This window comes from Catellatospora coxensis, assembly GCF_016862635.1.
GTDB lineage: Bacteria > Actinomycetota > Actinomycetes > Mycobacteriales > Micromonosporaceae > Catellatospora > Catellatospora coxensis.
In genome coordinates, this window is sequence record NZ_BONI01000034.1 from 69,066 (window position 1) to 95,043 (window position 25,978).

The window sequence follows — 25,978 nt, forward strand, 5'->3', positions numbered from 1 at the left end:
AGGAGTGGAGTCCGTGGTGAAGGCAGCACCCACCATGCGCGTGATCGTCGCGGCCGTCGTGCTCGGCGCCGTACTCGCCCCGGCGGCGCCGGCGGCGGCCCTCCCCGACCCGCTGATCACCCTGCAGGAGCAGGCCAGCGAGAGCAGTCCCGACCCGAAGACCGTCGTCGTGTCCTGCCCGGACGACGCGTGGGTGTTCGCCGTCGGCGGCTGGACCGACGACAGCTCCGGCCAGGCGCTGCTGACCCGGCTGGAACCCGCCGCCGACCTGCGGTCGGGAATCGTGTCGGCGCGGCCGGCCAACGGCGGCACGACGCCGTTCTCCCTCACGGCCCAGGTGATCTGCGCCCGGACCCTGGTGGCCCCGACCCGGGTCGCCAACACGACCATGCAGGGCATTTCCATCGAGGTGGAATGCCCCGCGCCGACGGTCATGCTGGGCTTCGGGTTCGCGATGGGCCGCAACGCCGAGAACCGGCGGCTCGACCAGCTGGAGCCGGACGGCGACCTGACACAGGTCACCGTGGGCACCTCGGGCGTCGGCCAGACCGGCTCGCTGACCGCGTACGGCATCTGCCACACGGTGGTGGAGACGCCGGGCGCACTGATAAACATCTATCGGGCGACCGGTATCCCCGTGACCGGCCAGACCTGGCCGAAGCTCGCCACCCTCCTGCCGATGACCTTCGGCCTGGCGTTCGGTGTCGGCGCGATCGTCACCGGCCCCGGCAGCCACCTCGACGGGTTCCTGCTGCGGCCGTTCGGCGAGGGCGTCGCCCGCGCGGACCGCATCAGCACGCTGCCCGGCCTGCCGATCCTGCGCACGCCCGCCCGAACCACGAGCCTGATGGGTCCGGCCGAGGACCCGTCGCTGACGACCGTCGGCGCGCGCATCGGCACATTCCACTGACCAGGGGGTCAGCGGGGGGCTGCCGCCCGCCGGACCGGGATCAGCAGATCCCCGTCCGGCGGGCGCACGCCGATCGAGCGCATCGCCTCGCCGTACCGGTCGAACGCACGCCGGGCCTCGCCGTGCTGCCCGCCCGCGACCAGCGTGCGCACCAGCGACCGGTACGCCCGCTCGTCATACGGATCGCGCTCCAGCAGCCGCAGCAGGTACGCCACGGCCGCGCCCGGCTGGCCCGCCGCCCGGCTGGTGTGCGCCAGCATCCGCAGCATCGCCAGGTACGCCGCCCGCGCCTCCTCACGCAGCGGGCCCGCCCACTCCGCGTACGGCTCGTCCTCGAACGCGTCGGCCCGGTAGAGCTGGTCCGCGGCCAGCAGCACCAGCCGCGCCTGCGGCAACGCCTCCTGCTCGACCAGGCGGCGGCCCCGCGCCACCTGCTCCAGGAAGTCCTCCACGTCCACCCCCGTGGTGGCCGTGTTCAGCGCGATGCTGCCCTGGTCGGCCGTCAGGTAGCGGTCTGCCGGATGCGCCTTGCCCGGGTCGAGCACCCCCCGCACGATGTTGAGCAGCACCGACAGCCGGTGCCCGGTACGCTGCACGTCACCATCCGGCCACAGCAGCTCGCTCAGCTCACTGCGCGGCACCGGCCGCCCACGCCGCCCGACCAGGATGCGCAGCAGGTCACGGGCCTTGCGCGACTGCCACGACGACGCCGGGACCACCTGCCCGGCCAACTCCACCTCGAACCGCCCCAGCGCCCGCACCACGACCGGCGGGCGGTCCACCGCCGCACCGGGCCCCCCGCCGATCCGGTCCGCCAGCGCGTCCGCCGCCGCCAGCCGCTGCTCTCCGAACACCCCGTCGGCCCGCTCGTCCGGCCCCGCCCACGGCGTACGGCTCGCCAGCACGGCGATCCGGGCCGCCTCGACCTCGGCTCCCGCCTCGATCCAGATCGCCCGCGACTCCCGCAGCGCGGCACGAGCCCGCCCGGGGTCGTCCTCGGCGGCCGCCCGCAACTCCAGCGCGTCGGCCAGCCCCGCCCGGTCCCCCTGACCGCGGGCCACCCGCGCCGCCTCGGTGGCCAGATCCGCGGCCCGGCCGGCCTCGCCCTGGCTGAGCGCGATCCACCCCTGGGCCAGCAGGGCCGGACCGGACAGCTCCGGCCCGGCCTGGTCGGCGGCGGCGTCGGCGTGCCCGGCGGCCGTCTTCACGTCGTCGCCGAGCAGCACCATAGCCAGCCCCGACAGCGCCGGGACCAGCACATGCGCGTTGCCGGTGCCCGAGGCGACCTGCACCACCTGCTCGTACGCGGCCCGCGCCTGCTCGCGCCAGCCGCGCCGCCGGAACAGCTCCGCCAGACCCAGCACCGCCCCGGCGAACCGGCGCGAGCCGAACCGCTGGTAGTGCCCGATCGCCGCCCGGTAACGGCGTGCCGCCTCGTCGTAGTGGCCGAGCATGGCCAGCGCGTCGGCCTCGTTGCCCAGCGCGATCGCCTGCAGGCTCGGCGACCCGGCCGCCCGCGCGTACGCCGCGCACAGCCGCGCCGCCTCCAGCGCCGCCGGGTAGCGCGCCGCCTGCAGGTGCTGGAACGTGCGGTTGGTGTGGATGCGGGTCAGCAGCATCACGTCGCCGGTGCGGTGCGCGATCGGCAGCGCGAGCGCGAAGTGCTCCTCGCTGCCCGCGGCGTCCCCGGCGACGGCCTGCGACAGCGCCACGCTCAGGTACGCGGTGGCCAGCGCCCCGTCGTCACCGGAGCGCACCGCCCGGCGCACCGCCTCGCGCGCCTCCCCGACCGCGCTGTCGGTGTCCCCGGCCAGCAGGTACGCGTGCGCCCGCCAGGCGGTCAGCAGGGCCGTGTCGGCGCTGTCGCCGCGCTCGTCGCCCCGGGCGAACACGTCCAGCGCGCCCCGGGCGTCGCCGCGCTGGTAGGCGACCCGGCCCGCCCGCCAGGCCAGGCCCGCGTCCAGTTCGTGCCGCCCGGCGCCGAGTTCGTCGTACGCGCGCGCGGCGGCCTCCAGGTCCCCGGCCGTGCGCAGCGCGTCGGCGTGCAACAGCACCAGCCGGTGATCACGTTCCGGTTCGGGCAGCGCCGCCAACACCTCCGTGACCAGGGCGGCCTGCCCGGCCGCGATGATCCGGTCGCCGTGCTCGCGCAGCACCCGGGCCGCCCCGGCATGGTCTCCGGCGCGCAGGTGCTCCCGCGCCGCCGCGCCCGGCGGACCGTGCCGGCCGTACCAGGCCGCCGCGGCATGCGGATGCGCGTCCGGTGCCCGTACACCCCGATCCATGACCGCCACCTGCGCTATCACCGGCACCACGTGGTCGTCGTCCGGCAGCCCGGGCACCACCGGTCCGCGGACCAGCAGCCCGGTCCGGCGCAGCAGGGCGATCAGGTCCTCGGCGTCGTCGTGGCCGAGCGCCGCGCACAGCCCCGCGGTCACCGGCGTACGGTCGCCGACGTCGGCCACCAGCCGCCGTGCCGCATCGGGCAGCCCACCGAGCACCTCGGCCCGGACATACTCCCGCAGCCCGCCCACGGCCAGGGCCTTCGCCGACTCCCCCGCCGCCGGACCGCCGAGCCGGACCGCCTCCACCGCGAAGTCGACCAGCGCCGGCCAGCCCCGCGTGGCGGTGTGCAGCGCGGCGGCAAGGTCGGGATCGGACAGGCCGCCCTCCTCCGCCAGCAGCGCCGCGACATCGTCCACCGTGCGGGCGAGCTCGGCCGGGCCGAGTTCGGTCCAGCGGCCGGGCCGGCCGGTGTGCCGCCACGGCAGCGGCCGGCGCGAGGCCAGCGACACCTCCGCGTCGTCGGGCAGCTCCTCGATCGCGATCAGCAGTTCGCGCAGCTCCGGCACCGACAGTGCGGGCAGGTCGTCGAGCACGAGGCAGCGCACGTCGTCGGCGGCCGCCCCGCGGACGAAGCCGCACGGATCGTCGCCGCCCTGCCACCAGCGCGCCCGGACGGGCGGGCACAGGCCACGCAGCAGGGTCGTCTTGCCGTAGCCCGCTGCGCCGACCACGATCCGGCGGCTCGGCCCGCTGACCATCGTCGTTCGTCCCTCCGTTCTGCTCCTGACGGCACCCGATCCGAATTAACCCGTGTCCGATCCGGACGGCAAATGAATTCTTCCGGTGACAGCCATCGGACCGCCAGCACCGGCACCGGTCGATGCCCGGGACGTCGATCCGACCGACATGCGCGAACGCGACAACCCGTCCACCACGCGAATATGCGAACATCGGATGGTGTCCCAGCACGCTGGATCCAATGTGGTCATGCCTGGAATGATCATACGCGTCGACCTGGGCGAGACGCCCGAGCTGTTCGTCGTCCGCCGGTTGTTGGCCGCCATCGACAACATCTACGAGGTGGCGCTACTCGCCCGGGCCGCCACGCAACCAGGCTTGCTACCCAGACACACCGACAATCCGGACGGGTACGAGGAGGCGGCGAACTCGATCAGCCGCGCCGCCCCGATGCGAACGGTCTCTCTCAAGCTCAACAGCCCACTGGAAATTGCCCTGACGCACGCCGCCAAGATGGAGTGGTACGTCTACAGCGTCGGCGCTCTCGCACTGCTGGGCCAGATCCTCACCCTGATCGAGCGCTGGCGCAGGAATCAGCACGAGCACCGTAGCCGCGAACAGGACTGGCGCAGCCGAGAGCAGGATCTCGATGATCGCGCGCTCACGCTCGCGGCACGGAAGCACGCCAGCGATCTCATGATCTCCAAGGTCTTCGATGCCGTAGCGCTCCGCACTCTGAGCGCCGCCGACCTCACGGCCGTCGCTGGATCTTTCGCCGAGGTGATGCGGTGGAGAACAACGGCCGTCGAGCCTGTCGAACCCGCACCCGCCAACCACCCGGACGCGGCCGCCATCGAGTTGATCCGCCAAGCGCTTGCGGAAGACGCGAAGAACGGCGCGCCTGATCAGGAGCGTGATCAGGCGTTGCAGAGAGACCGGTGAGGTGGGGTCCGTCCGCTCCCGGGGTGACGCGTGGTTCCGCACGCGGCCGGGCAGTATGGCGCGCCGATAGCGGCCAGGCACTCAGATCTCGCCACCGAAGGCGGCCGGGCACGTGGTCTGACCCCCGCAACACCGCTGGCCGCCGCCACGAAAATACGTGGATCGATGTCGCACGGCGGGCTACGGTCGCCGCATGATCTACCAGCATCCGTTGGCGTACCTGCTCGGGATCGAGGGCCTCGCGCTCCTGCACGGGTGGGGCGGGGAGCACGACGAGGACTTCACGCGGCGGCGGCTGGCCGAGGTACGGGCCCTGCTGGCAAATCCGGCACTCACCACGCACGAGGGGGTGCTGGTCGGGCGGGGCGACACGCTCACCGGGTACCGGCAGTGGGCGGCGAGCTACGACGAGCCGCGCAACAGCCTGTTCGACATCGACGAGCCGGTCATGCACCGGCTCGTCGAGGCGCTGCCCGTCGGCGACGCCCTCGACGCGGCGTGCGGCACCGGCAGGCATGCGGAATACCTTGCCGGGCAGGGGTTCACCGTGATCGGCGTGGACAGCTCGCCGGAGATGCTCGAGCGGGCCCGCGCCCGGGTGCCGTCCGGCGAGTTCCGCCTGGGCGATCTGCGTGAGCTGCCGCTGCCCGACGACAGCGTCGACCTCGTCGTCTCCGGCCTCGCGCTGTCCCACTCGCCTTCGCTGGAGCCGGTGCTGGCCGAGTTCGCCCGGGTGCTGCGTCCGGGCGGGCACGCGGTGATCTCCGATGCGCACTGCGAGATCGGTTTCCGCGGCTCGATCCCGCACGCGCTCGGGCCGGCCGGCGAACCCGGTCTCGTCGCCACGTACCGGCACACGACCGGCGACTTCGTGCGCGCCGGGCTGGCCGCCGGGTTCCGGATCCGGGCGTGCGAGGAGCCGCGCGGCTCGGGCGGTGACCAGCCGCCACCGCCGCCGCCGGTGCCGCTGGCAGAGGCGGATCCCGGCGACTGGGCCGGTTGGCCGTGGTCGCTCATCACGCTGCTGCCCGAGGCGGTACGGGCCGCGTGGGCGGTGCCGGCGGTCATCGTCTGCGACTTCGAACTCCCCGAGGACGCCTAAGAGGTCAACGGGCTCGGCACAGGACTTCGCGAAGCGTCGGTTCGCAGTCCCTGACGAACGCCTCGACTGCGGTTGCGTAGTCCAGGATCGCAGCCGCGGAGTCCGCCTCCCGCACGACGAGCGTCGGCCCGTCTGCCAGCACCATTCCGTCGCCCGTCGACAGGTCCGCCTCACCTTTGATGCTGTCGCCGACCCGCGTGAACGTCACGAATATGACGAGTTCCTCGCGGAGGCCGAGGTCGTCGGTTCCGTTGAATTCCGCCCATGCTTCGAGTGGTCGAGGCTCAGTCGTCCGATGACCGGGCATGAACCACATTCCCTCGTTGCCTTGCCTCACGGTGGCGGCTGAGGTCTCGAACGCATGGTGCAGACGGCGCAGGCACTCCTGCCAGACGCTGATCTCGATCACTGTGACGGGCCCCATCTCCGAAGGATGCGTCCAGTCTCCACCTCGTCTTCAAGCCGGATGAACCCGCGCCCGTGCAGGCGCCACGGCGGTGTGCGGCTCGCCGCCGCCTGTACCGCGCGGCAGAATGGTCGGCATGACCGACACCGCGACGGGTGCCAGCACCACCGATGAGCAGGGCCGCTACGTGATCCCCGGTGGGGAGTTCACCCGCGACCAGCGCTACATCGCGACCCGGATCACCGCCGACGGCAGGGACGGCTACCCGGTCGAGCCCGGCCGCTACCGGCTGGTCGTCAGCCGGGCCTGCCCGTGGGCGAGCCGGGCGGTGATCGTACGGCGGCTGCTCGGGCTGGAGCAGGCGCTGCCGATGGCGGTCGCCGGGCCGACGCACGACGCGCGCAGCTGGACCTTCGACCTGGACCCGGACGGCCGGGACCCGGTGCTGGGCATCGAGCGGCTGCAGGACGCCTACTTCGCGCGGTTCCCCGGCTACGAGCGCGGCATCACGGTGCCCGCGATCGTGGACGTGACCACGGGCAAGGTGGTGACCAACGACTACGCCCCGATGACGATCGACCTGTCGCTGGAGTGGACCGCCCACCACCGGCCGGGCGCGCCCGAGCTGTATCCGGCCGCGTTGCGGGCCGAGATCGACGAGATCAACGCGGTGGTGTTCAAGGACGTCAACAACGGGGTGTACCAGTGCGGCTTCGCCGGGTCGCAGCGGGCGTACGAGGCGGCGTACCGGCGGCTGTTCGCGCGGCTCGACGCGCTGTCGGAGCGGCTGGCCACGCGACGCTACCTGGTCGGTGACACGATCACCGAGGCCGACGTGCGACTGTTCACGACGCTGGTGCGCTTCGACGCGGTGTACCACGGGCATTTCAAGTGCAACCGGCAGAAGCTGGCCGAGATGCCGGTGCTGTGGGCGTACGCGCGGGATCTGTTCGCCACGCCGGGGTTCGGCGACACGGTTCACTTCGGGCACATCAAGTCGCACTACTACGAGGTGCACCGTGACATCAACCCGACCGGGGTGGTGCCCGCCGGGCCCGATCTGTCGGGCTGGCTCACCCCGCACGGGCGCGAGGAGCTGGGCGGCCGCCCGTTCGGCGACGGCACCCCGCCCGGCCCGGTCGCGCCCGACGAGACGGTGCCGGATTTCGGGTGAGGCGGGCTCGAGCAGCACGCCGTGGCACACTCGCCGCGTGAAGATCGATCAGGCGGATGTGGGCGACGTGGCCGGCCTTGCCGGGTTGTTGTGGCTGGACACCGTCAAGGAGGAACCAGAAGGGCGGTCCGTCGAGGCGTTCGCCGCGGAACTCGCGCAGTGGTGGGCCGCCCATCGGGAGTCGCACCTGGCGTTCGTCGCCCGGGTCGGCGAACCGGAGATCGTCGGCATGGCGTGGGTCGCGCTCCTGCCCCGCATCCCGAGGCCGGGCGCGACCAGCCGGATGTCCGCTGACATCCAGACCGTCTTCGTGCTGCCCGAGCAGCGCGGCCAGGGCATCGGCTCGGCGCTCGTGCAGGCCGCCGCGGAGCATGCGATCCGCCTCGGTGCCATCCGGGTGACGGTCCATTCCGGCCGCAGGGCGGTGCCGGTGTACGAGCGGCTGGGCTTCGAGTCGTCGCGGCAGCTTCTGCAGCTGCCACCGGACTAGGAACATGGCGGAGGGTGGTCATGCGCTTGTGGGACGTTCCCGGCCCGTTCGCACCATCGATCACCTGAGCCGTTTCGCGCACTCCTCGGCGATGAATGCCTGCAGGTCCTGGCCCATGGACGCGGTCGCCGTCCCGGCGTTGTCCAGCCAGGCGCGCTGCCCGTCGGTGAGGGTGATCAAAAGGTCCTCGCCGACCATGCCCGTGTCCAGCGCCGCGCACCACTCGTCGCGGTCCTCACCCGACAACCCGTCGTTCCACCATGAAGACATGCTCTGCTCGTCCATGGTCTCGACGTTACGACGTGACCGGGGGCACGCGGCCGGAAACGCGTGACCACCCGGGTAGCTGATCGGCGTGTCCGGCGGCACGGCCGGTCACACCGCGGCGAGCACCGCGGGGATCTCGTCGGCGATCTCCCGGGCCAGGAAGCCGATCCGCCCGAACCGGGGTGCCAGCCGCTGGGCGCTGCCGGCGTGCGCGTACGCCGCCCAGCAGGCGGCCTGTGCGGGTTGCGCGCCCCGGCACAGCAGGCCGGTGACGACGCCGGCGCGTACGTCGCCGCTGCCGGAGGTGCCCAGGCCGCTGCCGCCGGTCTGCTCCCACCAGGTCCGGCCGTCCGGTTCGGCGATGCGCCCGAACAGCGACACCACGGCGCGGTAGCGCTGCGCGATGCGTACCGCGACATCCGTCAGGTCTTCGTCGAGGTCGCCGCCGAGCAGGTAGCGGGCTTCGTCGATGTTGGGGGTGAGCACGTAGGAGCCGGGCCGGTCGGCGGTGAGCGACGGGTCCTTGCTGAGTGCCCCGAGGGCGTAGGCGTCCAGTACGACGGTGGTTTCGGGCCTGGTGGCCGCGAGCACGTGGCGCAGCAGGGCCGCGGCGTGGTCGATGTCGCCGAGGCCGGGTCCGATGGCGACGGCCGACGCCTGCCCGGCCAGCTCGGCGAGCCGGTCGGGCAGGACCTGGCCGGGCTCGGGCAGGTCGAGGACCAGCGCTTCGGGCACCTGGATGCTGAGCGCGGTGGCCGTCGACTCCTCGACGGCGAGCTGGAGCACGCCGGCCCCGGCGCGCAGCGCGGCGACTCCGGCGAGCAGGACCGCGCCGGGGGTGTGCCGCGAGCCGCCGACGATCAGGGCGGTGCCGCGGCTGTCCTTGGCTCCGGCGACCTCGGGCAGCGGCCAGTCGCGCAGCAGTTGGACGGTGACGATGGCGGGTTCAGACCGGCTCGGCACGCAGGCCCTCCTCGCGGGTCGGGGTGGTGTCGCGGGCGCGCAGGTGGGCGACGTCGTTGAACAGCTGCGGGGTGAGGCGGCCGTCGCCGTCCCGGGCCCATAGGCTGATGGAGGTGTTGACGATCGCCTCGGCGCGGCTGAGGTCGAGCAGGCGCTGCTCGTCGAGGTCTTCGACGAGGTAGCGGATGATCTGTACGACGACGTCGTGGGTGACCAGCAGGACGCGCCGGCCGTCGTGGTCGCGGCGCAGGTCGGACAGCAGCATGCGGATGCGCAGGGCGACGTCGGCCCAGGACTCGCCGCCGGGTGGGCGGTAGTAGAACTTGCCGAGGCGCTGGCGGCGATCGGCCTCGGTGGGGTGCAGTTCCTGTACGCCGCGGGCGGTGAGCAGGTCGAGGATGCCGAGTTCCCGGTCGCGCAGCCGTTCGTCGCAGGTCAGGCGCAAGTCGAGTCCGTCGGTCATGGCTTTGGCCGTGTCGAGGGTGCGCAGGTAGGGCGAGACGAGCACCAGGTCGGGTCTGGGCTGGCCGGCCAGCCAGCCGCGGGTGGCGGCCGCCTGTTCGCGGCCCAGGTCCGACAGGGGCACGTCGGGGTCGCGCGGGGCGAGGTCCAGGCGCTGGGCCCCGGAGCCTTCGGCGAGCACAGCGGCGACGTTGCCGATGCTCTCGGCGTGGCGTACGGCGCCCAGCCATTCCAGTTCGCCCATGTCTCCCCTTGGCCACTGATGAGGTCACTGAGTTACCCGTCCGCCCGCCGTTGACACGTCCCACGCAAGGTGATCATGAAGTTATGTCCGGGACACGCCGTTGAGCCGTGCCATAAGTTCATGATCGACGCGGGTGGGTCAGGGGAGGATGGAGTCGGTGTGTTAGGCATCGCGTCGAGCATGGCTGCCGCGCCGTCGGCGGTGGCCAGGTCGGCGGCGACCCCGGTGACCGGCGCGTCCGGCACGGCGGATCGCAGCCGGGCCGCCGCCTCTTCGGTCGACGCGCCGCGGCCGTTGACGACGACGTGCGCACCGCAGCGGGCCAGGCCTTCGGCGATGGCGTATCCGATGCCCTGGGTGGAGCCGGAGACGAGCGCCGTGCGCCCGGACAGGTCGATCATCACCGGTCCATCATCCCAGCGAAGCGACACGATCCGGGCTCATCCGGGCACAGTGCGGGCTCAGGCGTCGGCGGCGCCGCGCTGCTCGGCCGGGGACAGCCCGACGCCGGGGTAGGGGCGTTCCAGGCGCTGCTGCTCACGCAGGTGCTCGGGGGCGAGCCAGCGGGCCAGGTGGTATCCGGCGATGGTGACGATCGTGCCCAGCGCGATCCCGCTGAGCTGGAACGTCGGGCTGAACACCAGCGAGGTGTCGCCGATCGCGATGATGATGCCCGCGGCCAGCGGGACGAGGTTGATCGGGTTGCCGAAGTCGACGCCGTTCTCCTTCCAGATCTTCGCGCCGAGCAGGCCGATCATGCCGTACAGGACGACGGTGATGCCGCCGAGCACACCGCCCGGGGTGGCCGAGATGATCGCGCCGAACTTCGGCGAGAAGCCGAACAGGATCGCCACGATCGCCGCGATGAAGTACGCCGCCGTCGAGTAGATCCGGGTCGCCGCCATCACCCCGATGTTCTCCGCGTACGTGGTGGTCGGCGAGCCGCCGACGGAGCTGGCCAGCATGGTCGCGACGCCGTCGGCGCCGATGGCCTTGCCCATGACCGGGTTGAGGTCGCGGCCGGTCATCTCGGCGACCGCCTTGACGTGCCCGGCGTTCTCGGCGATCAGCGCGACGACCGCGGGCAGCACCAGCAGGATGAACGCGAACGAGAACGCCGGGGTGTGCCAGCCGGCGACCTCGTTGCCGTCGGCGCCGGTGGTGGTGTGCGGCGGGAAGCCGACCCAGGGCGCGGCGGCGACCCCGGACCAGTCGACGCGGTCGTGGCTGGTCGGCCCGCTCGCGCCGGGCAGCACCGAGGTGATCGGACCGGCGACGCGGTCGAGCAGCCAGGACAGCAGGTATCCGAAGATCAGCCCGAGGAAGATGGCGATACGGCCGACGAAGCCGCGGGCGGCGACCGCGACCACGATGACGAACACCATGGTCACCAGGGCCACCCACTGGTCCTGCGGCCAGTACACCGACGCCACGACCGGGGCGAGGTTGAAGCCGATCAGCATGACCACCGCGCCGGTGACGACCGGGGGCAGCACGGCGTGCAGCACCCGGAAGCCGAGCAGGTGGATGAGCAGGCCGACCAGCGCCAGCACCAGGCCGGCGACCAGGATCGCGCCGGTGACCTGTGCGGAGTCGCCGCCCTGGGCCCGGATCGCGGCGACGGCGCTGACGAACGACGCCGACGTGCCCAGGTAGCTGGGTACGACACCCTTGACGATGAGCAGGAAGCAGATGGTCGCGACGCCGCTCATCATGATGGCCAGCTGCGGGTTGAGGCCCATGACGATCGGGAAGACGAACGTCGCCCCGAACATGGCCACCACATGCTGCGCGCCCAGTCCGGCCATGCGCGGCCAGGACAGCCGCTCGTCGGGCGCGACGACCTGGCCGGGCGGCGGGGTCCTGCCCCCGTAGACCTCACGCCATCCGAACACCGGCCACCTCACGCCCCGCTCGCGCCCAGAACCACCCGCCGACCGCCTACCCGGCGCAACGGACTGCTCACAGGATGCACCGCGCGAAGGCCGGCGGCGGACGGGCCACGCCGTGCCGGTCGCCGATCGGCCCCGGGATCACGGTCCGTCCCCGGCCCACGGGGCCACCTCGGCCGGGTACATCTTTTTTGATGTGGCCACATCAAAAAAGATGTACCCGCGCACGGAGACACCTCGCCGAACGGGCGGCTCGCACCCCAGCGGCTCTCAGGCGCGCCCGCGGGCCGGGCGCGGAAGCTCGGCGGCCTCCCCGGACAGCATCCTGGTCAGCACCGTCAGCGGCATCGGGTGGGCGAGGTGGTAGCCCTGGGCGTTGACGACGCCGAGGCGGGCCAGTTCGGACAGCTGTGCGGCGTTCTCGACACCTTCGGCGGTGACCCGCAGCCCGAGGCCGTGCGCGAGGTCCGTGAGCAGCTTGACGACCGCGTGGTCGCGCGGGTTGTGCAGCATCCCGGCGACGAACGCCCGATCGATCTTGATCCCGTGGATGGCCAGCGTGGACAGGTAGCGCAGGTTCGTCGAGCCCGCGCCCATGTCGTCGAGGGTCAGCCAGACCCCGAGCGCGATCAGCCGTTCCAGGCGCGGCCCGGCGTCGGCGAGGGTCTGCAGGTCGGCCTCCTCGGGCAGCTCCAGGCGCAGCCGGGACGCGGGCAGGCCGGTCTCGGCCAGCGTCTGCACGACCATCTCGTCGAAGGGCCCGGCCAGGGTCGGCGCGGACAGGTTCACGTTGACCCAGCTCGGCGACCGCTCCCCCAGCTCCGCGTCCATCGCGACCAGGTCCGCGCACGCCCGGTGCAGCACCCAGCGGTCGAGTGCGGGCAGGTGCCCGGCGCGGCGCGCCCCGGGCAGGAACCGGCCCGGCGGCAGCAGGCCCAAGGTCGGGTGCTGCCAGCGCACCAGCGCCTCCACCGAGGCCACCGAGCGGTCGCTGACCCGTACGATCGGCTGGTAGAACAGCCGCAGCTCGCCGTGCTCGACGGCCTGCGCGACGGTCCGGTCGACGAGTTCGACGTCGCCGGCCAGCCCGGCTTCCACGCCGACGGCCAGCTCGACCTGGTTGCCGCCGGCCTGCTTGGCCCGGTACATGGCCATGTCCGCCTCGCTGGCCAGCGTCTGCGGGTCGGAGCGGTTGCCGGAAACGGCCACCCCGATGCTGGCGTAGGGATGCAGCGCCGGGTCGTGGCGACCGTCGCGCGCGGCGATCGCCAGCAGGCACCGCCGGCCGAGTTCGAGTGCCGCCTCCTCGGCGCAGACGTCGCGCCGCACCCGGGCGAGCACGGCGAACTCGTCGCCGCCGAGCCGGGCCGCGATCTCGCCCGGTCGCAGCGCGTCGCGCAGCTGGTGGGCCACCAGGGTGAGCACCGAGTCGCCGGCCTGGTGGCCGTGCGAGTCGTTGATGCGCTTCATGCCGTCGATGTCGACGAACGCGACGGCGACCCGGTCGCCGTCGCCGCCGGCGTCCGCACAAGCGGCGGCGAGCAGGTCGAGGAAGTGCGAGCGGTTGGCCAGCCCGGTGAGGTCGTCGCGGACGGCCCGGTCGGCGAACTGGGTGGCGAGCGCGTCGAACAGGTGCGCGGCGGACACGGTGCCCACCCGGTGCGCGTCGAGGTCGACGATCAGGTCGTCGTAGCGGTGCTCGGCGGGCCGGGTGCGCAGCAGGTGCGAGGCGGCCGCGACGGTCGTGGCGCCGGGCAGGAACAGCGGCTTCCAGTCCGCGACCGCGGAAACCGGGCGTTGCCGCCACAACAGGCGTCCGTAGCCGAAAGGCCCCGACATGGCCTGGTCGAACCGTCCGCGCATGATCAGGCCCAGCCGGTCGCCGTCGGCCACGATCACGGCCATGAGGTCGCTGCGCGACCGGAACGTCGCCTCCAGCGACTCGCAGGGCGTGTCCGCGTCCACGACCAGCGCAGGACGCGCCAAGGTCCCGATGTTCCCCGTGACCGTCATCCGTCACCTCCCTGTGTCCGGACAGTCCCTCCCGAAGGTAGTCACGACCAGGCCGAACATCCAGGTCCATCGGTGTTGTTCCCAGCCGCCCCCGCCCGGAGTGCAGCCGGTCACGGTACGGCCCCGGACGCGGGAAGGCCGACCCGGCACAGCGGCCGGGTCGGCCTTCGATCAGTCACCTACCTGCGGACCACCCGGGTCACGGGAAGTTGGTGACGGTGCTCGGCACGGTGGCCGTGCCCTGCGCGGGTCCGCCGGTGGTGTTGATGACGTTGTCGATCACACCGTTGCCGCCGAGCGACACCGTGGACACGCTGTGGAACTTGACGTTGGGGTTGACCGGCGTCTCGATGCCTCTGGCGGCGTGGATCGTCGGATCCACGTTGAAGTAGCAGTAGACGCCCAGACCCCACGCCTCGTGGCTGGTCACCGTGTCGGCCACCTTGTACGCGGCGTAGCCTCTGGTCGACCCGTTCATGTAGGCCGCCTGGTTCGGCGGGTCGTAGGGCAGCTCGTTCTGGAAGAAGATCGTCCGGCCGCCCTGGCCGTTCCAGACGACGTTGTACTTCTGGTAGTGCTCGACGAACAGACCGGTCGCCAGCACGTTGTTGCCGTTGACGATGACGCCGTAGTCGGCCGTGTTGACGGTCCAGCCGATGCCCGCGCCGTGGTCGCCGCGCCACGCCCAGATGTGGTCGATGATCACGTTGTTGCTGTTGACCAGCAGGCTGGTGGTGGCCTTGCCGGCGTGCGCGCCGCCGATCCGGAAGAACACGTCCGAGATCGACGTCGGGTTGGCGGCGTGGCTGGCCGTCGACCCGTTCGGGCCGAGCTGCAGCAGCACCGGCGAGTTGGTCGCGCCGGCGTCGAACAGCACACCGGCGATCTTGACGCCGTCGACGTCGGCGACCGACATCGGGATGACCCCGTTGTCCGGGATGATCGTCGCGTAGCCCAGGCCCAGCACGACGGTGTCGGCCCGGTTGACGTTGATGGTGCCGTTGACGTGGTAGATGCCCGGCGTGAACAGCAGGTGCAGGCCCTGGGCCAGCGCCTGGTTGATCCGCGCCGCGGTGTCGCCCGGCTTGGCCACGTAGAACGAGGTCAGCGGCAGCGAGGTGCCGGGGGTGGAGCCGCTCGCCCAGGTGGTGCCGGAGGCGTTGTTGCGCAGCGACGGGACGAAGACCCGGTAGTTGCCGCCGCTGTCGAGGTACAGGTACGGCTTCTCCCGGCTCTGCGGGGTGTTGGCCAGCGTCGTGTAGACGGGGTTCGGGAAGCCGGTCGGCGGCGCGCCGACGACACCCGAGAACACCATGTTCCACACGCCGTTGACCCAGCTGCCGATCTGGCTGTCACGGGTGTACCACTGCTGCTGCGAGTACGGCCCGACGGCGCCGGAGACGCGGCTGTCGGCGATGTAGCCGCCGGAGGCCCAGCCGTAGCCGTTCGGGGCGAGGTTCAGGTCGCCGTGGATGTCCATCCGCCGGAACGGCGCGGCCTGCGACACGGCCCACCGGGTGAACCCGGCCGACGGGTAGATCGACAGGTTCTCCGCCGAGCGCCAGAAGTTCTGCGTGGCGTTGCCCTGGAACCAGCCGGCGTCCACGGTCACGTCGCCGTTGATCCGGACGTCGCCGGGGTTCTGGCCGAGACCGATGATCGAGGTGTAGAAGCCGATCTGGGCGTTGAACCCGCTGTAGGTGCCCGGCTTGAACGCCAGCGCGTAGCGCTGCAGGCCGAACTGGTTGGACTCCATCTCGTTGAAGACGGCGTCGACCTGCGACTGGATCGTCGCGCCGGACATGGACGGGTCGAAGACCTTCACGTTCGGGCCGAGCGAGCCGCCGCCCTGGATCGGGCCGCCGCTGGGGCTGGGCGAGGCCGGGACGCTGGGGCTGGGCGAGGTCGGGGTGCCGGAGCGCACGGCGACCTCCCACAGCGAGTAGCCCCAGCCGGTGGCCCGGGCCGTCATGTAGACGCGCACGTAGCGTGCCGTGGCCGACGCGCTGATGGTGGCGGTGCCGCCGGTGCCGGTGGTGGTGCTCCAGACCGTGGTCCAGCTGGTCGCGTTGGTCGACACCTGGATCTGGTACGCCGTGGCGTAGGCGCCTTCCCAGGTCAGGATGACCTGGCAGATCGGGGTGTTCGCGCCGAGGTCGATCTGCAGCCACTGCGGGTCGGCGAAGGCGCTGGACCAGCGGGTGGTGCCGCTGCCGTCGACGGCGTTGGAGGCCGGCGTGCCGGCGTTCTCGACCGAGGAGGCGGTCGCGGTCTTGCCCTGGGCCACGTTCGCGGTGCCGCAGCCGGTGCCGCCGCCGATCTCGCCGTAGACCTGGAACTCCCACAACGAGTAGCCGTAGCCGGTCGCGCGGGCAGTGCCGTAGACCCGCACGTAGCGGCCCGAGCCGGTCACGTTGATCGTCTGCACGCCGCCGGTGCCGGTGGTCGTGCTGTAGATCGTGGTCCAGCTCGTGCCGTTGGCCGAGGACTGGATCTGGAACGCGGTGGCGTACGCCGCCTCCCAGCGCAGGATGACCTGGCTGAGGGTGGCGGTGTCACCGAGGTCGACCTGGATCCACTGCGGGTCGCTGGCCGCGCTGGACCAGCGGGTGCCGTTGTTGCCGTCGACCGCGGCCGTGGCGGGCGTGCCCGCGTTCTCGACCGACGACGCGGTGACGGGCTTGCCCTGCGAGAGCAGGGTCACCGCGGCGTCGGCCGTGCTGCTGCCGATCACGACCAGGTAGGCCATGAGAAGTACGCCCACGGTTGCGAGCACGAGGGCGTATAGGGGTCTGCCGCGGGATACGGCCAGACGGGGGACGGATTGCATCTCTTCTCCCTGCTAGGGGCCTGGAGGACGGGGCCGGCCGGCCTGTGCGATCAGGACGGTCGGAGGACGGTAGAGAGCGCTCTCTGAAACAGAGGGTTGTCGTTTGTTCGATGACTGTCAAGGGCGTGTTTCCACGGTGTGTCGCAGAGATCCGTTCAGAAGGTGCCCAGGCAGCGCTTTTGTTGCCGGGTACAGCATTCCGCCCGCCGAGTTGGCACGGCCCGCTTTCGTCGATCATGGGAGAGCGATTGCCCACGATCGCCGGCGGCCGCGGACCCCCTGCGCAGGCACCTGCCGTAACCTGCTTGGTTGGCGTACACGGCAGGAATGCCCGATCATGTTGCGGAAGATGTGGCGTCTGTGACAGAACGGGCACGCCGCCCTGGTTAGCCGCGGTTCCCGCTGGGTACTGGCGGCTTGCCGGCCGCGCCGAAGAAAGGATCGCCATGGCTGATGCGGTAACCGTCGACGAGATCAACCCGGGTGACCACGCGTGCCTGACGTTCACCGACCCGGATGAGCGGCTGGACCTGGTCGCCGAGTTCGTCGCGGACGGCCTGCACCGCGGGCAGCGGCTGATCTGCTTCACCGATGCGCTGACCCCGGACGAGCTGGCCGAGGAGCTGGCCATGCGCGAGGTCGCCGCCGCGGCGGCCATCGGCCGCGGCCAGCTCACCCTGTACACCAGCCAGGACGCCCCGGCCGTGAACGGCGGGGCGACCGCCGAGCGCATGGTCGCCCTGATCGCGCAGGAGCGCCACCAGGCAGCCCGGCGCGGCATCCCCGGGCTGCGGGTCAGCGCCGACATGTGCTGGGCGGGCCGGCCGAGCGCCGTGGACCAGCTGGTCGCGTTCGAGCAGCAGGCGGCGAGCCTGTTCACCGACGGGCGGCTCACCGCGATCTGCCAGTACGACCGCGAGACCTTCGACTCGGTGACGCTGGCCTTCGCCACCGACGCCCACCACAAGACGGTCGCGGCGCTGGCCTACCACGACACGCCGCTGCTGCGGATCTGCCGCCAGCACCGACCGCCCGGCGTGCGCGTCGCCGGCGAGATGGACTACACCCACCTGCAGCCGCTGCAGCAGGCGCTGACCGAGGCGCTGCGCCTGGACGACAACATCCACCTCAACCTGGGCAAGCTGCGGTTCATCGACGTCACGGCGGCCACCGCCATCGTCAAGGCCGCCGCGACCCTGCCCGCCGGACGGCGGATGCTGGTCTCCTGCCCGTCGGCGGTGGCCGTGGTGCTCGACGCCGTCGGGGCCGAACACGTGCCGCAGCTGGCGCTGCAGAGGCAGTCATGACCGGCGCCGACCAGTTCCAGGACCCTTCGCCCGCGGTGGCGGAGCCGACGGGGCTGGACACGGTCTTCGTCGCCGACGACCTGTACTCGCTGCGCGCGGCCGTCGCCGCGCACGCGGGCGAGTTCGGGCTGGCCGAACCGGGGCTGGGCAGGCTGCTGGTGGTGGCCACGGAGCTGGCCACCAACGCCATCCGGCACGGCGGCGGCAAAGGCCGGCTGCGCCTGTGGCGGCACGACGGCTCGATCGTCTGCCAGGTCAGCGACGACGGTCCGGGCATCGCCGACACGGCGAGCGCGGGCATGAGTCAGGTGCCGCTGAGCACCGAGGGCGGTCGCGGCCTGTGGGTGGTCCGCCAGTTCACCGACGAGATGACGATCACGGTCCAGGACCCTGGCACCAGCATCACCGTCAAGATCCTTCTCTGATCCGGGTCACCGCTCCTGCCCCAGGTCGTGGGCCAGCAGCGCGACCTGCACCCGGTTGTTCAGCTCCAGCTTCGCCAGCAGGCGCGACACGTACGCCTTGACCGTGGCGACGCTCATGTGCAGGCGCACCCCGATCTCCGCGTTCGACAGGCCCTGCCCGACCGCGACCGCGACCTCCCGCTCCCGCTCGGTCAGCCGGCTCAGCAGCTGCTGCGCGTGCGCCGCCCGCGCCGCCCCGGGACCAGCGGTCACCTGGTCGATCAGCCGCCGGGTCACCGACGGCGACAGCATCGGCTCGCCCGCCGCGACCCGGCGCAGGGCGCGTACCAGCTCCGCGGGCGGGGTGTCCTTGAGCAGGAAGCCGCTGGCCCCGGCCCGCAGCGCCCGCAGCACCTGCTCGTCGGCGTCGAACGTGGTCAGCACGACCACGTCCGGCGCGTCCGGCCGGCGGCGCAGCAGCTCCGTCGCGGCCAGGCCGTCCAGGCGCGGCATGCGGATGTCCATCAGCACGATGTCGGGCGCGTGCGCGGCCACCGCCGCGGGCACCTCGGTGCCGTCGGCGGCCTCGCCGACGACCCGCAGATCGTCCAGCCCCGCCAGCATCATCGACAGCCCGGCGCGCACCAGCGGATCGTCGTCGACGATCAGCAGCCGGATCACGCCGGCCACGGCTGCCACGTCCACAACCGGAAGTCGCCCGCCGGCGTACGCCCGTGCTCGATCCGGCCGCCCGCCAGCGACACCCGCTCGGCGAGCCCGACCAGGCCCGTCCCGGTCCCCGGGATCTCCCGCTGCGGCGGCACACCGACCGGCGCGCGGCTGAGCACCTCCACCGTGATGCCCTGCTCCGGCCCGCCCTCGACGGCGACCTGCACCACCGCACCGGGCGCGTGCTTGCGGGCGTTGGTCAGCCCCTCCTGGACCACCCGGTACGCGGTGCGCGCCACGTGCGCGGGCAGCTCCACCGGATCCGGCAGCCGCCGGGTCAGCCGCACCCGCATCCCAGCCGACTCCGACTCGGCGACCAGATCCGGCAGGTCGGACAGCGTCGGCTGGGGGCGTTCAGGCTCGCCGCCGAAATCGTCGGGCGTGCGGAGCACCCCGATCACCGCGCGCAGATCCTGCAGCGCCTGGTGGGCGCTGTCCCGGATCACCCCCGCCGCGCGGGCGACCTCGTCGGCGGGCGCGTCCGGCCGGAACTCCAGCGCGCCCGCGTGCAGGCTGAGCAGCGAGATCCGGTGCGCGAGCACGTCGTGCATCTCCCGAGCGATGCGGGTGCGCTCCAGCTGGCGGGCCTGCTCGACGCGCAGCTCCTGCTCGGCCTCGGCCCGCACCGTACGCTCCCGCAGCGTGTGCACGAGCTGCCGGCGGGCGCCGACCGCCAGCGCCCAGGCGGTGGCCACCGCCAGGACCAGCCAGGACCAGGCCACCGACGGCCAGTAGGACAGTTCCTTGTCCGGGTAAAGGTGCACGTACGGCAGCAACAGCACCGCGTTGGCCGCGCCGACCGCCAGCACCGCGCCCAGCCGGCCCCGCGCGCCGAGCGTGAGCAGGGCGACGATCGCCGCCCCGCCGGACAGCGGTGAGAACGATCCCGCAACCGCGGTCGCCACGGCCAGCGCGAGCGGGCAACGCCGCCGCCAGAACAGCGCCACGCACAGCACCACCCCGGCGACGAGGTCGGCGAGCTGGATCAGCTCCGGCACCGGCCGTCCGGCGGCTTCCAGGTCGTACACGGTGAGCCCGATGAGCACCGCGGCGACGAACAGGGCGGCGTCGACCGCCCAGTCGCGGGCGGTGCGCCGCCGTACGGCCCCGTCGGGCTGCAGGTCGCCGGGCAGCAGGTGGCGCAGCAGTCGCGGCTGGTGGGCGGGGGCGGCGGTGCTCGTTATGGTGGCTCCCAGGTTACGGGCGGCCTGCTCGGGCGGGTACCGACTTTGGTCTACGCCTGCCGCCGACCAAGGTCTGCGACCGTCGCCCTGCGGCCGCTGCGCGCCGGGACCGCGGCCCGCGACGCTGGTACGCATGATCGAAGTCGCGCATCTCACCAAGCGCTACGGCGCGCAGACGGCCGTCGACGACGTGTCGTTCCGCTGCACGCCCGGCACCGTCACCGGCTTCCTCGGCCCGAACGGGGCCGGCAAGTCCACCACCATGCGGCTGATCTGCGGGCTCACCCCGCCGACCGGCGGCCACGCCACCGTCGCCGGCCGCCCCTACCGGCAGCTGGCCAACCCGGGCCGGGAGGTCGGCATCCTGCTCGACGCCTCCGCCCAGCACCCGGGACGCACCGGCCGCGAGACCCTGACCCTGGCCGCGCATCTGCTGCGGATGCCCACCAGCCGGGTCGCCGAACTGCTCGCCCGGGTCGACCTGCCCGCCGCGGCGGCCCGCAAACGCGTCGGCGACTACTCCCTCGGCATGCGCCAGCGCCTCGGCCTGGCCCAGGCCCTGCTCGGCGAGCCGCGGGCGCTGATCCTCGACGAGCCCGCCAACGGACTGGACCCCGAGGGCATCTACTGGATGCGCGGCCTGCTGCGCGACTTCGCCAACCGCGGTGGCACCGTGCTGCTGTCCTCGCACCTGCTACGCGAGGTCGAGGCGGTCGCCGACCGGCTCGTCATGATCGGCAACGGGCGGGTCGTCGCGCAGGGCGCCAAGGACGAGCTGCTGTCCGGCGCGGGGATGCGGGTACGCGCTGTGGACCCCGCCGCGCTGCACCACGCGCTCGCGGCAGCCGGGCTGTCGGCCACCCCCGCCGACGGCGGCGCGCTGCTCGTCGACGCCACCGCCGAAGCCGTCGGCCGGGCCGCCGCCGCTGCCGGCGTGGTGCTGCTGGAGCTGCAGCCCGGCCGCGCCCGGGGCCTGGAGGAGATGTTCCTCAGCCTCACCAACGGCACCACGACCCCGGAAGGGACCGCCCGATGACCGTCACCGCCCCCGCCCGCGCCACCGCCACCGTCGCGACGCCGCCCCACTCCCCTGTCCCGCTGTGGCGGCTGACCGCCGTCGAGCTGCGCAAGATGGCCGACACCCGATCCGGCGCCTCGCTGCTGGCCGTCGTCGGATTGCTCGCCGCCGCCGTCGTCACCGTGCTGTCGCTGAGCTCCGACGCCCCCGAGTTCGACTTCGGCGGCCTGCTCGGCCCGACGGTGCTGCCCGCGGCGGTGCTGCTGCCGGTGCTCGGCGTGCTGTCGGTCACCAGCGAATGGTCCCAGCGCACCACGCTCACCACGTACGCGCTGGTGCCGCGGCGGATGCGGGTCGCCGCGGCGAAGGTGCTCGCCGCGCTCGCGCTGGCCGTGCTCGCGTACGCGGCGTGCCTGGCCGCGACCGCTGCGGCGCTGCCGTTCGCGGGCGACCCCGACCCGTGGCACCTGCCCGCATCGGCACTGGGCAAGGCGGGCCTGTTCCTGGTCGTCAACGTGCTGCTCGGGGTCGCGTTCGGCATGCTGCTACTCAACTCGGCCCTGGCGATCGTGCTGTACTTCGTGCTGCCGATCGCGTGGAGCATCCTCGGCGAGATGGTGGCCGCCCTGGCCCGCCCCGCCGAGTGGCTGGACCTGTCGGTGACCTCGGGCCTGCTCCTGGAGCCGGTCATGACCGGGCGGGACTGGGCCCGGCTGGGCGCCTCGGTCGCGGTCTGGATCGTGCTCCCGATGGTGCTGGGCCTGGTCCGGGTGGCCCGCCGCGAGATCAAGTGAGGCTGACTCCGGGCTGACGACAGCCGTGGCCGGCGGACACACTCCCGTGCCCGCCGGCCACGCGTCCACTCACGACGGCGTGGACGATGCTCGATATCGTCGGCGCACGCCCGCCCATGCGACGGACCTGCCCGCCGAACGTCCCGCCCTGGCCGCCCTGCTGGTGCAGCCGGCGCGCCGGGTCGCCGCCGCCGGGGCGTACGCGACGATGCTCGACCTCGTGGCGCGCGGCGTCCTGCTCCTGGACACGGCAGCCGGCACGATCCGCGCCGCGCAGCCGCACCCGCCGGTGGCCGAGGTCACCCCGAAACTCGGCCACGTGAGCCGGGCCGAGATCGTCGACGGTCAGGCCGCGAAGCGCGGCCGGGCGTTTCAGATTCCCATGAGGACTTCCTCGATGACCTCCCCGTAGAAGGCGTCCGGTTCGACGCATGGCGGGTCCACCGCACGCAGTTCCTGTTCGATCAGGTCGGCCCAGCGCTCGGACTCCCCTGGCAGGGAGCGGACGTCTGGCATCTGTTCCCACAGCGTGGTGAACCGCAGGAGACACTCGACGAACGCGTCCAGCGAGGAATTGACGAAGCCGGGATGGGTATCGCCTGGGTACAGCGACACCGCCCACACTTCGCCTGTCGCCGGGCTCATCGCGAAGAACGATCCTGAGCAACGACCGAACCGCAGGAAGGCGTCGGGTGAGCCCACCACCTGCACCGGCTGCGGCGGCTCGGCCGTGAAGGACTCGTCCTCGATCGCACGCGGCAACCCGACCTCCGTCAGCACTCGCACCGCGTCCGGGGGCAGCGTCATCCCGCTCAGCGCGGCCGCATCGGCCCGCACCAGGTTGTCCACGCCGAAGTAGCCGGCGAGGTCTTCGTACCGGACGGACATGGGTCTCCACTCTTGGCGATCGGGCCGCAGGTCCGCCGGTTCTCGGCGGGGGCGCGTCAGGGCAGGTGGTGCTTGGCGAAGTAGTCCGCGATCAGGGTGCTGGCGTCCACGGGGTGTTCGCGGGCGTTCGGCCACTCGTGGGCCATGGCCGGCAGGGCGTACACCACGTGCTCTCCGCCGTTGGCGCAGGTGGACACGCGGCGTTCGGCCCGGCCGCGGGCGTTGGCGATCGGGGTGACGACGGGCGCGGCACAGCCCGCGGCCTCCCGCCAGGACTCGTTGGTGCTGCTCCAGGCGGGCGAGAGCATGTCCTGTCCACCCTGGAACGTCAGCACCGACACCGGGTTGCCCGTGCCGAGCGGCGTGGTCCAGGCGGCGACGGTGTCCATCCGGCCGCTGACCGGCGCGATCGCGGCGAACCGTCCCGGCAGCTCCCGGGCCAGGCGGTAGCTGAACGCCGCGCCGGCGGAGAACCCGGCGACGTAGGTCCGCTTGCGGTCGGCGGCCCAGGTGGACGCGAGATGGTCCACGAGCGCGGCGATGAATCCGACGTCACCGCTGGTGGGATCGCCCGCGGTTCCGGAGTTCCACCGGCCGCCCTCGCCCTGCGGGTAGGCGACCAGGAAGCCGCCCTTGTCCGCGAGCGGGTTCATGCCGCTCTGCCCGGCCGCCCCGGCGCTGTTGCCGGGCTGCCCGTGCAGGACCAGCACCAGCGGTAGCGGCGTGCCGGGCCGGTATCCGGGTGGCGCGTGCAGCGTGTAGTCGCGCTTCACCCCGGCGTGCACGATCGCGAGCGTGTGGTCGCCGGGGCCGGGCTGGTCGGGCGGCAGGCTGATGGCCGGGCTCGGGCTCGCGCTCGCCGCCGGCGGTGTCGGCGCGGCGGGGCTACAGGCGGTGAGTACCGTGGCGATGCCGAGCAGGGCGAAGACGCGTTTCACGAGTACCCCCTATGTCAGAGTTGACATGTCAGAATTTACATAGTGAGGAGGGCGCATGGCGGCCGGCGAGGGTGACGATTCGGCAACGACCGGTTCGACGCTGGGCTATGCGCTGCTGTCCCTGCTCACCCGCGGCCCGGCCACCGGCTACCAGCTGACCCAGCAGGTCAAGGCTCCGCTCGGGCACTTCTGGACGGCCCGGCACAGCCAGATCTACCCCGAACTGGCCCGGCTGTCGGCGGCAGGCTGGGTCGACTCCGTCGAGCAGGCCGGACCGGGCCCGCGGGCCAAGAAGACCTACGCGGTCACGCCGTCCGGGCTGGCCGCCCTGCGCGCCTGGCTGGTGATCCCGCCGACGGCCCAGCCGCGCAGCGAGATCACCCTGAAGGCGTACGCCGCCACCAGCGCCGACCCTGCCGCCATGGCCGCCCTCTACACCGACCTCGCCGAGCGCTCGACCCGCCTGCTCGCCGAGTTCGCCCAGGACGCGGAGCGCATGCGCGCCGCGGGCCAGGACGATCCGGGACACCCCCGGTTCGGCAACTACGCGGTGCTGATGATGGGCATCGAGTCGCAGCGTGCCGTACACCGCTGGGCCTGCTGGCTGGCCGCCTGCCTGCGCACCGGCCGCCCCGCCGCCTACGGAGAGCCCGCCGGTGATTGACGGGTTCGCCGCCTGCTGAAACCCGCGCGACACTGATATTGAGTGGCCAGACGGCACGACCCTCGGCACACTCCTCAGTCGGCACCGACGACGGGGGAACACCGAACATGCCATTCCAGACCATCAGCGACACCGCTGCGCCGCTGCGGCTGTGGGCCGACCCCGCGACCGTGGACGAGCGCGCCATGGACCAGCTCCGCAACGTCGCCGCCCTGCCGTGGACGCACGCCGTCGCCGTGATGCCCGACGTGCACGTCGGCATCGGCGCGACGGTCGGCTCGGTCATCGCCATGCGCGGCGCGGTGGCTCCGGCCGCCGTCGGCGTGGACATCGGCTGCGGCATGACCGCGCAGCTGACGTCGCTGCGCGGCCGTGACCTGCCCGACGACCTCGGCAGGCTGCGGTCGGCGATCGAGAAGGCCGTGCCGGTCGGGATGGGCCTGCACCAGCACTCGGTCGACGTGGACCACCTCAACACGGGCCTGCGCGGCTGGCACCGGTTCTGGACCGACTTCGACGACCTGTCGGCCCCGCACGTGCTGCGGCGCAAGGGCCGGGCGATGCAGCAGCTGGGCACGCTCGGCGGCGGTAACCACTTCATCGAGGTGTGCCTCGACGGCGAGGACCGGGTCTGGCTGATGCTGCACTCCGGCTCGCGCGGGGTCGGCAACGAGCTGGCGCAGTACCACATCGCCAAGGCCAAGGACCTGCCGCACAACGCCGACCTGCCCGACCCGGACCTGGCCGTGTTCGTCACCGGCGAGCCGACGATGGAGGCCTACCGCCGGGATCTGTTCTGGGCGCAGGACTACGCCCGGCGCAACCGGGCGGTGATGATGGCGCTGCTGCGAGACGTGGTGCGCAAGCAGTTCAAGAAGGTCGCGTTCGAGCCGGAGATCTCCTGCCACCACAACTATGTGGCGGAGGAGTTCCACGACGGGCAGGAGCTGCTGGTCACCCGCAAGGGCGCGATCCGCGCCGGGGCGGGCGACTTCGGCATCATCCCGGGCTCGATGGGCGCCTCGTCGTTCATCGTGCAGGGCCTGGGTTCGGCCGCGGCGCTGCAGTCGGCCTCGCACGGCGCGGGCCGCAGGATGAGCCGCAACGAGGCGCGCCGCCGCTTCAACACCCGCGACCTGGCCGAGCAGACCAAGGGTGTCGAGTGCCGCAAGGACAACGGCGTGGTCGACGAGATCCCGGCCGCTTACAAGGACATCGACGAGGTCATGGCGCAGCAGTCCGATCTGGTCACCGTGGTGGCCCGGCTCAAGCAGGTCGTCTGCGTCAAGGGCTGATCCGCGACGGCGCCCGCCGCACCGCCTGGTGCGGCGGG

The 25,978-nt window shown here is 72.5% G+C and carries 25 protein-coding genes; 12 read left to right on the forward strand and 13 right to left on the reverse strand.

The features are described 5' to 3' along the window. Positions 1–13: 13 nt before the first annotated feature. Entirely contained in the window at positions 14–910 is an 897-nt protein-coding gene (locus Cco03nite_RS20640) for a hypothetical protein (protein WP_203693792.1), read from the forward strand. A gap of 8 nt (positions 911–918) precedes the next feature. On the opposite strand, the gene Cco03nite_RS20645 is transcribed toward Cco03nite_RS20640, so the two are convergent. Then, positions 919–3,954, reverse strand: a complete 3,036-nt coding sequence (locus tag Cco03nite_RS20645) for a BTAD domain-containing putative transcriptional regulator (RefSeq protein WP_203693793.1) — start codon at positions 3,952–3,954, stop codon at positions 919–921. Between the two features lie 85 nt (positions 3,955–4,039). Between Cco03nite_RS20645 and Cco03nite_RS20650 the strand changes: the two genes are divergently transcribed. Together Cco03nite_RS20650 and Cco03nite_RS20655 are read left to right on the forward strand one after the other, a co-directional pair. Further along, positions 4,040–4,876 (forward strand): hypothetical protein, encoded by an 837-nt coding sequence (locus Cco03nite_RS20650; protein WP_203693794.1) that lies wholly within the window; start codon positions 4,040–4,042, stop codon positions 4,874–4,876. A 193-nt stretch (positions 4,877–5,069) separates the two neighbouring features. Beyond that, positions 5,070–5,978 carry a class I SAM-dependent methyltransferase gene (locus tag Cco03nite_RS20655; RefSeq protein WP_203693795.1) on the forward strand — a complete coding sequence of 303 codons (909 nt, stop codon included), beginning with the start codon at positions 5,070–5,072 and terminating at the stop codon, positions 5,976–5,978. A gap of 4 nt (positions 5,979–5,982) precedes the next feature. Here Cco03nite_RS20655 and Cco03nite_RS20660 read toward each other — a convergent pair whose 3' ends face one another. Beyond that, positions 5,983–6,387: a hypothetical protein gene (locus Cco03nite_RS20660; protein WP_203693796.1), complete on the reverse strand. Its 405-nt coding sequence runs from the start codon at positions 6,385–6,387 to the stop codon at positions 5,983–5,985. Between the two features lie 133 nt (positions 6,388–6,520). Between Cco03nite_RS20660 and Cco03nite_RS20665 the strand changes: the two genes are divergently transcribed. Both Cco03nite_RS20665 and Cco03nite_RS20670 read left to right on the forward strand, forming a co-directional pair. After that, complete coding sequence (locus Cco03nite_RS20665; protein ID WP_239167516.1) at positions 6,521–7,558, forward strand: glutathione S-transferase family protein; 1,038 nt, start codon at positions 6,521–6,523, stop codon at positions 7,556–7,558. A 37-nt stretch (positions 7,559–7,595) separates the two neighbouring features. Continuing rightward, the gene (locus Cco03nite_RS20670) at positions 7,596–8,048 is read left to right on the forward strand and encodes a GNAT family N-acetyltransferase (protein ID WP_203693798.1); all 453 of its coding nucleotides are present in this window, start codon (positions 7,596–7,598) and stop codon (positions 8,046–8,048) included. Positions 8,049–8,108: 60 nt separating this feature from the next. On the opposite strand, the gene Cco03nite_RS20675 is transcribed toward Cco03nite_RS20670, so the two are convergent. From Cco03nite_RS20675 to Cco03nite_RS20705, 7 genes are all read right to left on the reverse strand, one after another. Continuing rightward, complete coding sequence (locus Cco03nite_RS20675) at positions 8,109–8,333, reverse strand: hypothetical protein (RefSeq protein WP_203693799.1); 225 nt, start codon at positions 8,331–8,333, stop codon at positions 8,109–8,111. A 90-nt stretch (positions 8,334–8,423) separates the two neighbouring features. Continuing rightward, positions 8,424–9,278 (reverse strand): NAD(P)H-hydrate dehydratase, encoded by an 855-nt coding sequence (locus Cco03nite_RS20680; RefSeq protein WP_203693800.1) that lies wholly within the window; start codon positions 9,276–9,278, stop codon positions 8,424–8,426. Continuing rightward, entirely contained in the window at positions 9,262–9,984 is a 723-nt protein-coding gene (locus Cco03nite_RS20685; RefSeq protein ID WP_203693801.1) for a histidine phosphatase family protein, read from the reverse strand. The genes Cco03nite_RS20680 and Cco03nite_RS20685 overlap by 17 nt, the downstream gene beginning before the upstream one ends. A 32-nt stretch (positions 9,985–10,016) precedes the next feature. Continuing rightward, positions 10,017–10,385, reverse strand: coding sequence for an SDR family NAD(P)-dependent oxidoreductase (locus tag Cco03nite_RS42915; protein WP_203693821.1), 369 nt, complete (start codon positions 10,383–10,385; stop codon positions 10,017–10,019). A 60-nt stretch (positions 10,386–10,445) separates the two neighbouring features. Then, complete coding sequence (locus tag Cco03nite_RS20695) at positions 10,446–11,879, reverse strand: uracil-xanthine permease family protein (protein ID WP_203693802.1); 1,434 nt, start codon at positions 11,877–11,879, stop codon at positions 10,446–10,448. A 267-nt stretch (positions 11,880–12,146) separates the two neighbouring features. Beyond that, positions 12,147–13,889: a putative bifunctional diguanylate cyclase/phosphodiesterase gene (locus Cco03nite_RS20700; RefSeq protein ID WP_203693803.1), complete on the reverse strand. Its 1,743-nt coding sequence runs from the start codon at positions 13,887–13,889 to the stop codon at positions 12,147–12,149. Between the two features lie 199 nt (positions 13,890–14,088). Next, positions 14,089–16,719: a discoidin domain-containing protein gene (locus Cco03nite_RS20705; protein ID WP_203693804.1), complete on the reverse strand. Its 2,631-nt coding sequence runs from the start codon at positions 16,717–16,719 to the stop codon at positions 14,089–14,091. 446 nt (positions 16,720–17,165) lie between these two features. Here Cco03nite_RS20705 and Cco03nite_RS20710 point away from each other — a divergent pair, with 446 nt between their 5' ends. Continuing rightward, positions 17,166–18,026 (forward strand): MEDS domain-containing protein, encoded by an 861-nt coding sequence (locus Cco03nite_RS20710; RefSeq protein ID WP_203693805.1) that lies wholly within the window; start codon positions 17,166–17,168, stop codon positions 18,024–18,026. After that, complete coding sequence (locus Cco03nite_RS20715) at positions 18,023–18,451, forward strand: ATP-binding protein (protein ID WP_203693806.1); 429 nt, start codon at positions 18,023–18,025, stop codon at positions 18,449–18,451. Before Cco03nite_RS20710 ends, Cco03nite_RS20715 begins: the two co-directional genes overlap by 4 nt. Positions 18,452–18,457: 6 nt before the next feature. Here the strand turns inward: Cco03nite_RS20715 and Cco03nite_RS20720 are convergent, their stop codons facing one another. Both Cco03nite_RS20720 and Cco03nite_RS20725 read right to left on the reverse strand, forming a co-directional pair. Next, entirely contained in the window at positions 18,458–19,129 is a 672-nt protein-coding gene (locus Cco03nite_RS20720; protein ID WP_373314281.1) for a response regulator, read from the reverse strand. After that, positions 19,108–20,343, reverse strand: coding sequence for a sensor histidine kinase (locus tag Cco03nite_RS20725; protein WP_373314284.1), 1,236 nt, complete (start codon positions 20,341–20,343; stop codon positions 19,108–19,110). Before Cco03nite_RS20725 ends, Cco03nite_RS20720 begins: the two co-directional genes overlap by 22 nt. Before the next feature lie 133 nt (positions 20,344–20,476). On the opposite strand from Cco03nite_RS20725, the gene Cco03nite_RS20730 reads away from it, so the two are divergent. From Cco03nite_RS20730 to Cco03nite_RS20740, 3 genes are all read left to right on the forward strand, one after another. Next, entirely contained in the window at positions 20,477–21,379 is a 903-nt protein-coding gene (locus Cco03nite_RS20730) for an ABC transporter ATP-binding protein (protein WP_203693808.1), read from the forward strand. Beyond that, a complete protein-coding gene (locus Cco03nite_RS20735) occupies positions 21,376–22,155 on the forward strand; it encodes an ABC transporter permease (RefSeq protein ID WP_203693809.1) in 780 nt (259 codons plus the stop codon). The genes Cco03nite_RS20730 and Cco03nite_RS20735 overlap by 4 nt, the downstream gene beginning before the upstream one ends. A gap of 79 nt (positions 22,156–22,234) precedes the next feature. Continuing rightward, positions 22,235–22,567: a hypothetical protein gene (locus Cco03nite_RS20740; RefSeq protein WP_203693810.1), complete on the forward strand. Its 333-nt coding sequence runs from the start codon at positions 22,235–22,237 to the stop codon at positions 22,565–22,567. Here Cco03nite_RS20740 and Cco03nite_RS20745 read toward each other — a convergent pair. Further along, the gene (locus tag Cco03nite_RS20745) at positions 22,528–23,043 is read right to left on the reverse strand and encodes an SUKH-4 family immunity protein (protein WP_203693811.1); all 516 of its coding nucleotides are present in this window, start codon (positions 23,041–23,043) and stop codon (positions 22,528–22,530) included. The genes Cco03nite_RS20740 and Cco03nite_RS20745 overlap by 40 nt on opposite strands. A gap of 56 nt (positions 23,044–23,099) precedes the next feature. Continuing rightward, the gene (locus Cco03nite_RS20750; RefSeq protein ID WP_203693812.1) at positions 23,100–23,981 is read right to left on the reverse strand and encodes a CE1 family esterase; all 882 of its coding nucleotides are present in this window, start codon (positions 23,979–23,981) and stop codon (positions 23,100–23,102) included. 55 nt (positions 23,982–24,036) lie between these two features. Here Cco03nite_RS20750 and Cco03nite_RS20755 point away from each other — a divergent pair, with 55 nt between their 5' ends. Next, positions 24,037–24,645: a PadR family transcriptional regulator gene (locus Cco03nite_RS20755; protein ID WP_203693813.1), complete on the forward strand. Its 609-nt coding sequence runs from the start codon at positions 24,037–24,039 to the stop codon at positions 24,643–24,645. 107 nt (positions 24,646–24,752) lie between these two features. After that, complete coding sequence (locus tag Cco03nite_RS20760) at positions 24,753–25,940, forward strand: RtcB family protein (RefSeq protein ID WP_203693814.1); 1,188 nt, start codon at positions 24,753–24,755, stop codon at positions 25,938–25,940. Positions 25,941–25,978: the final 38 nt, after the last annotated feature.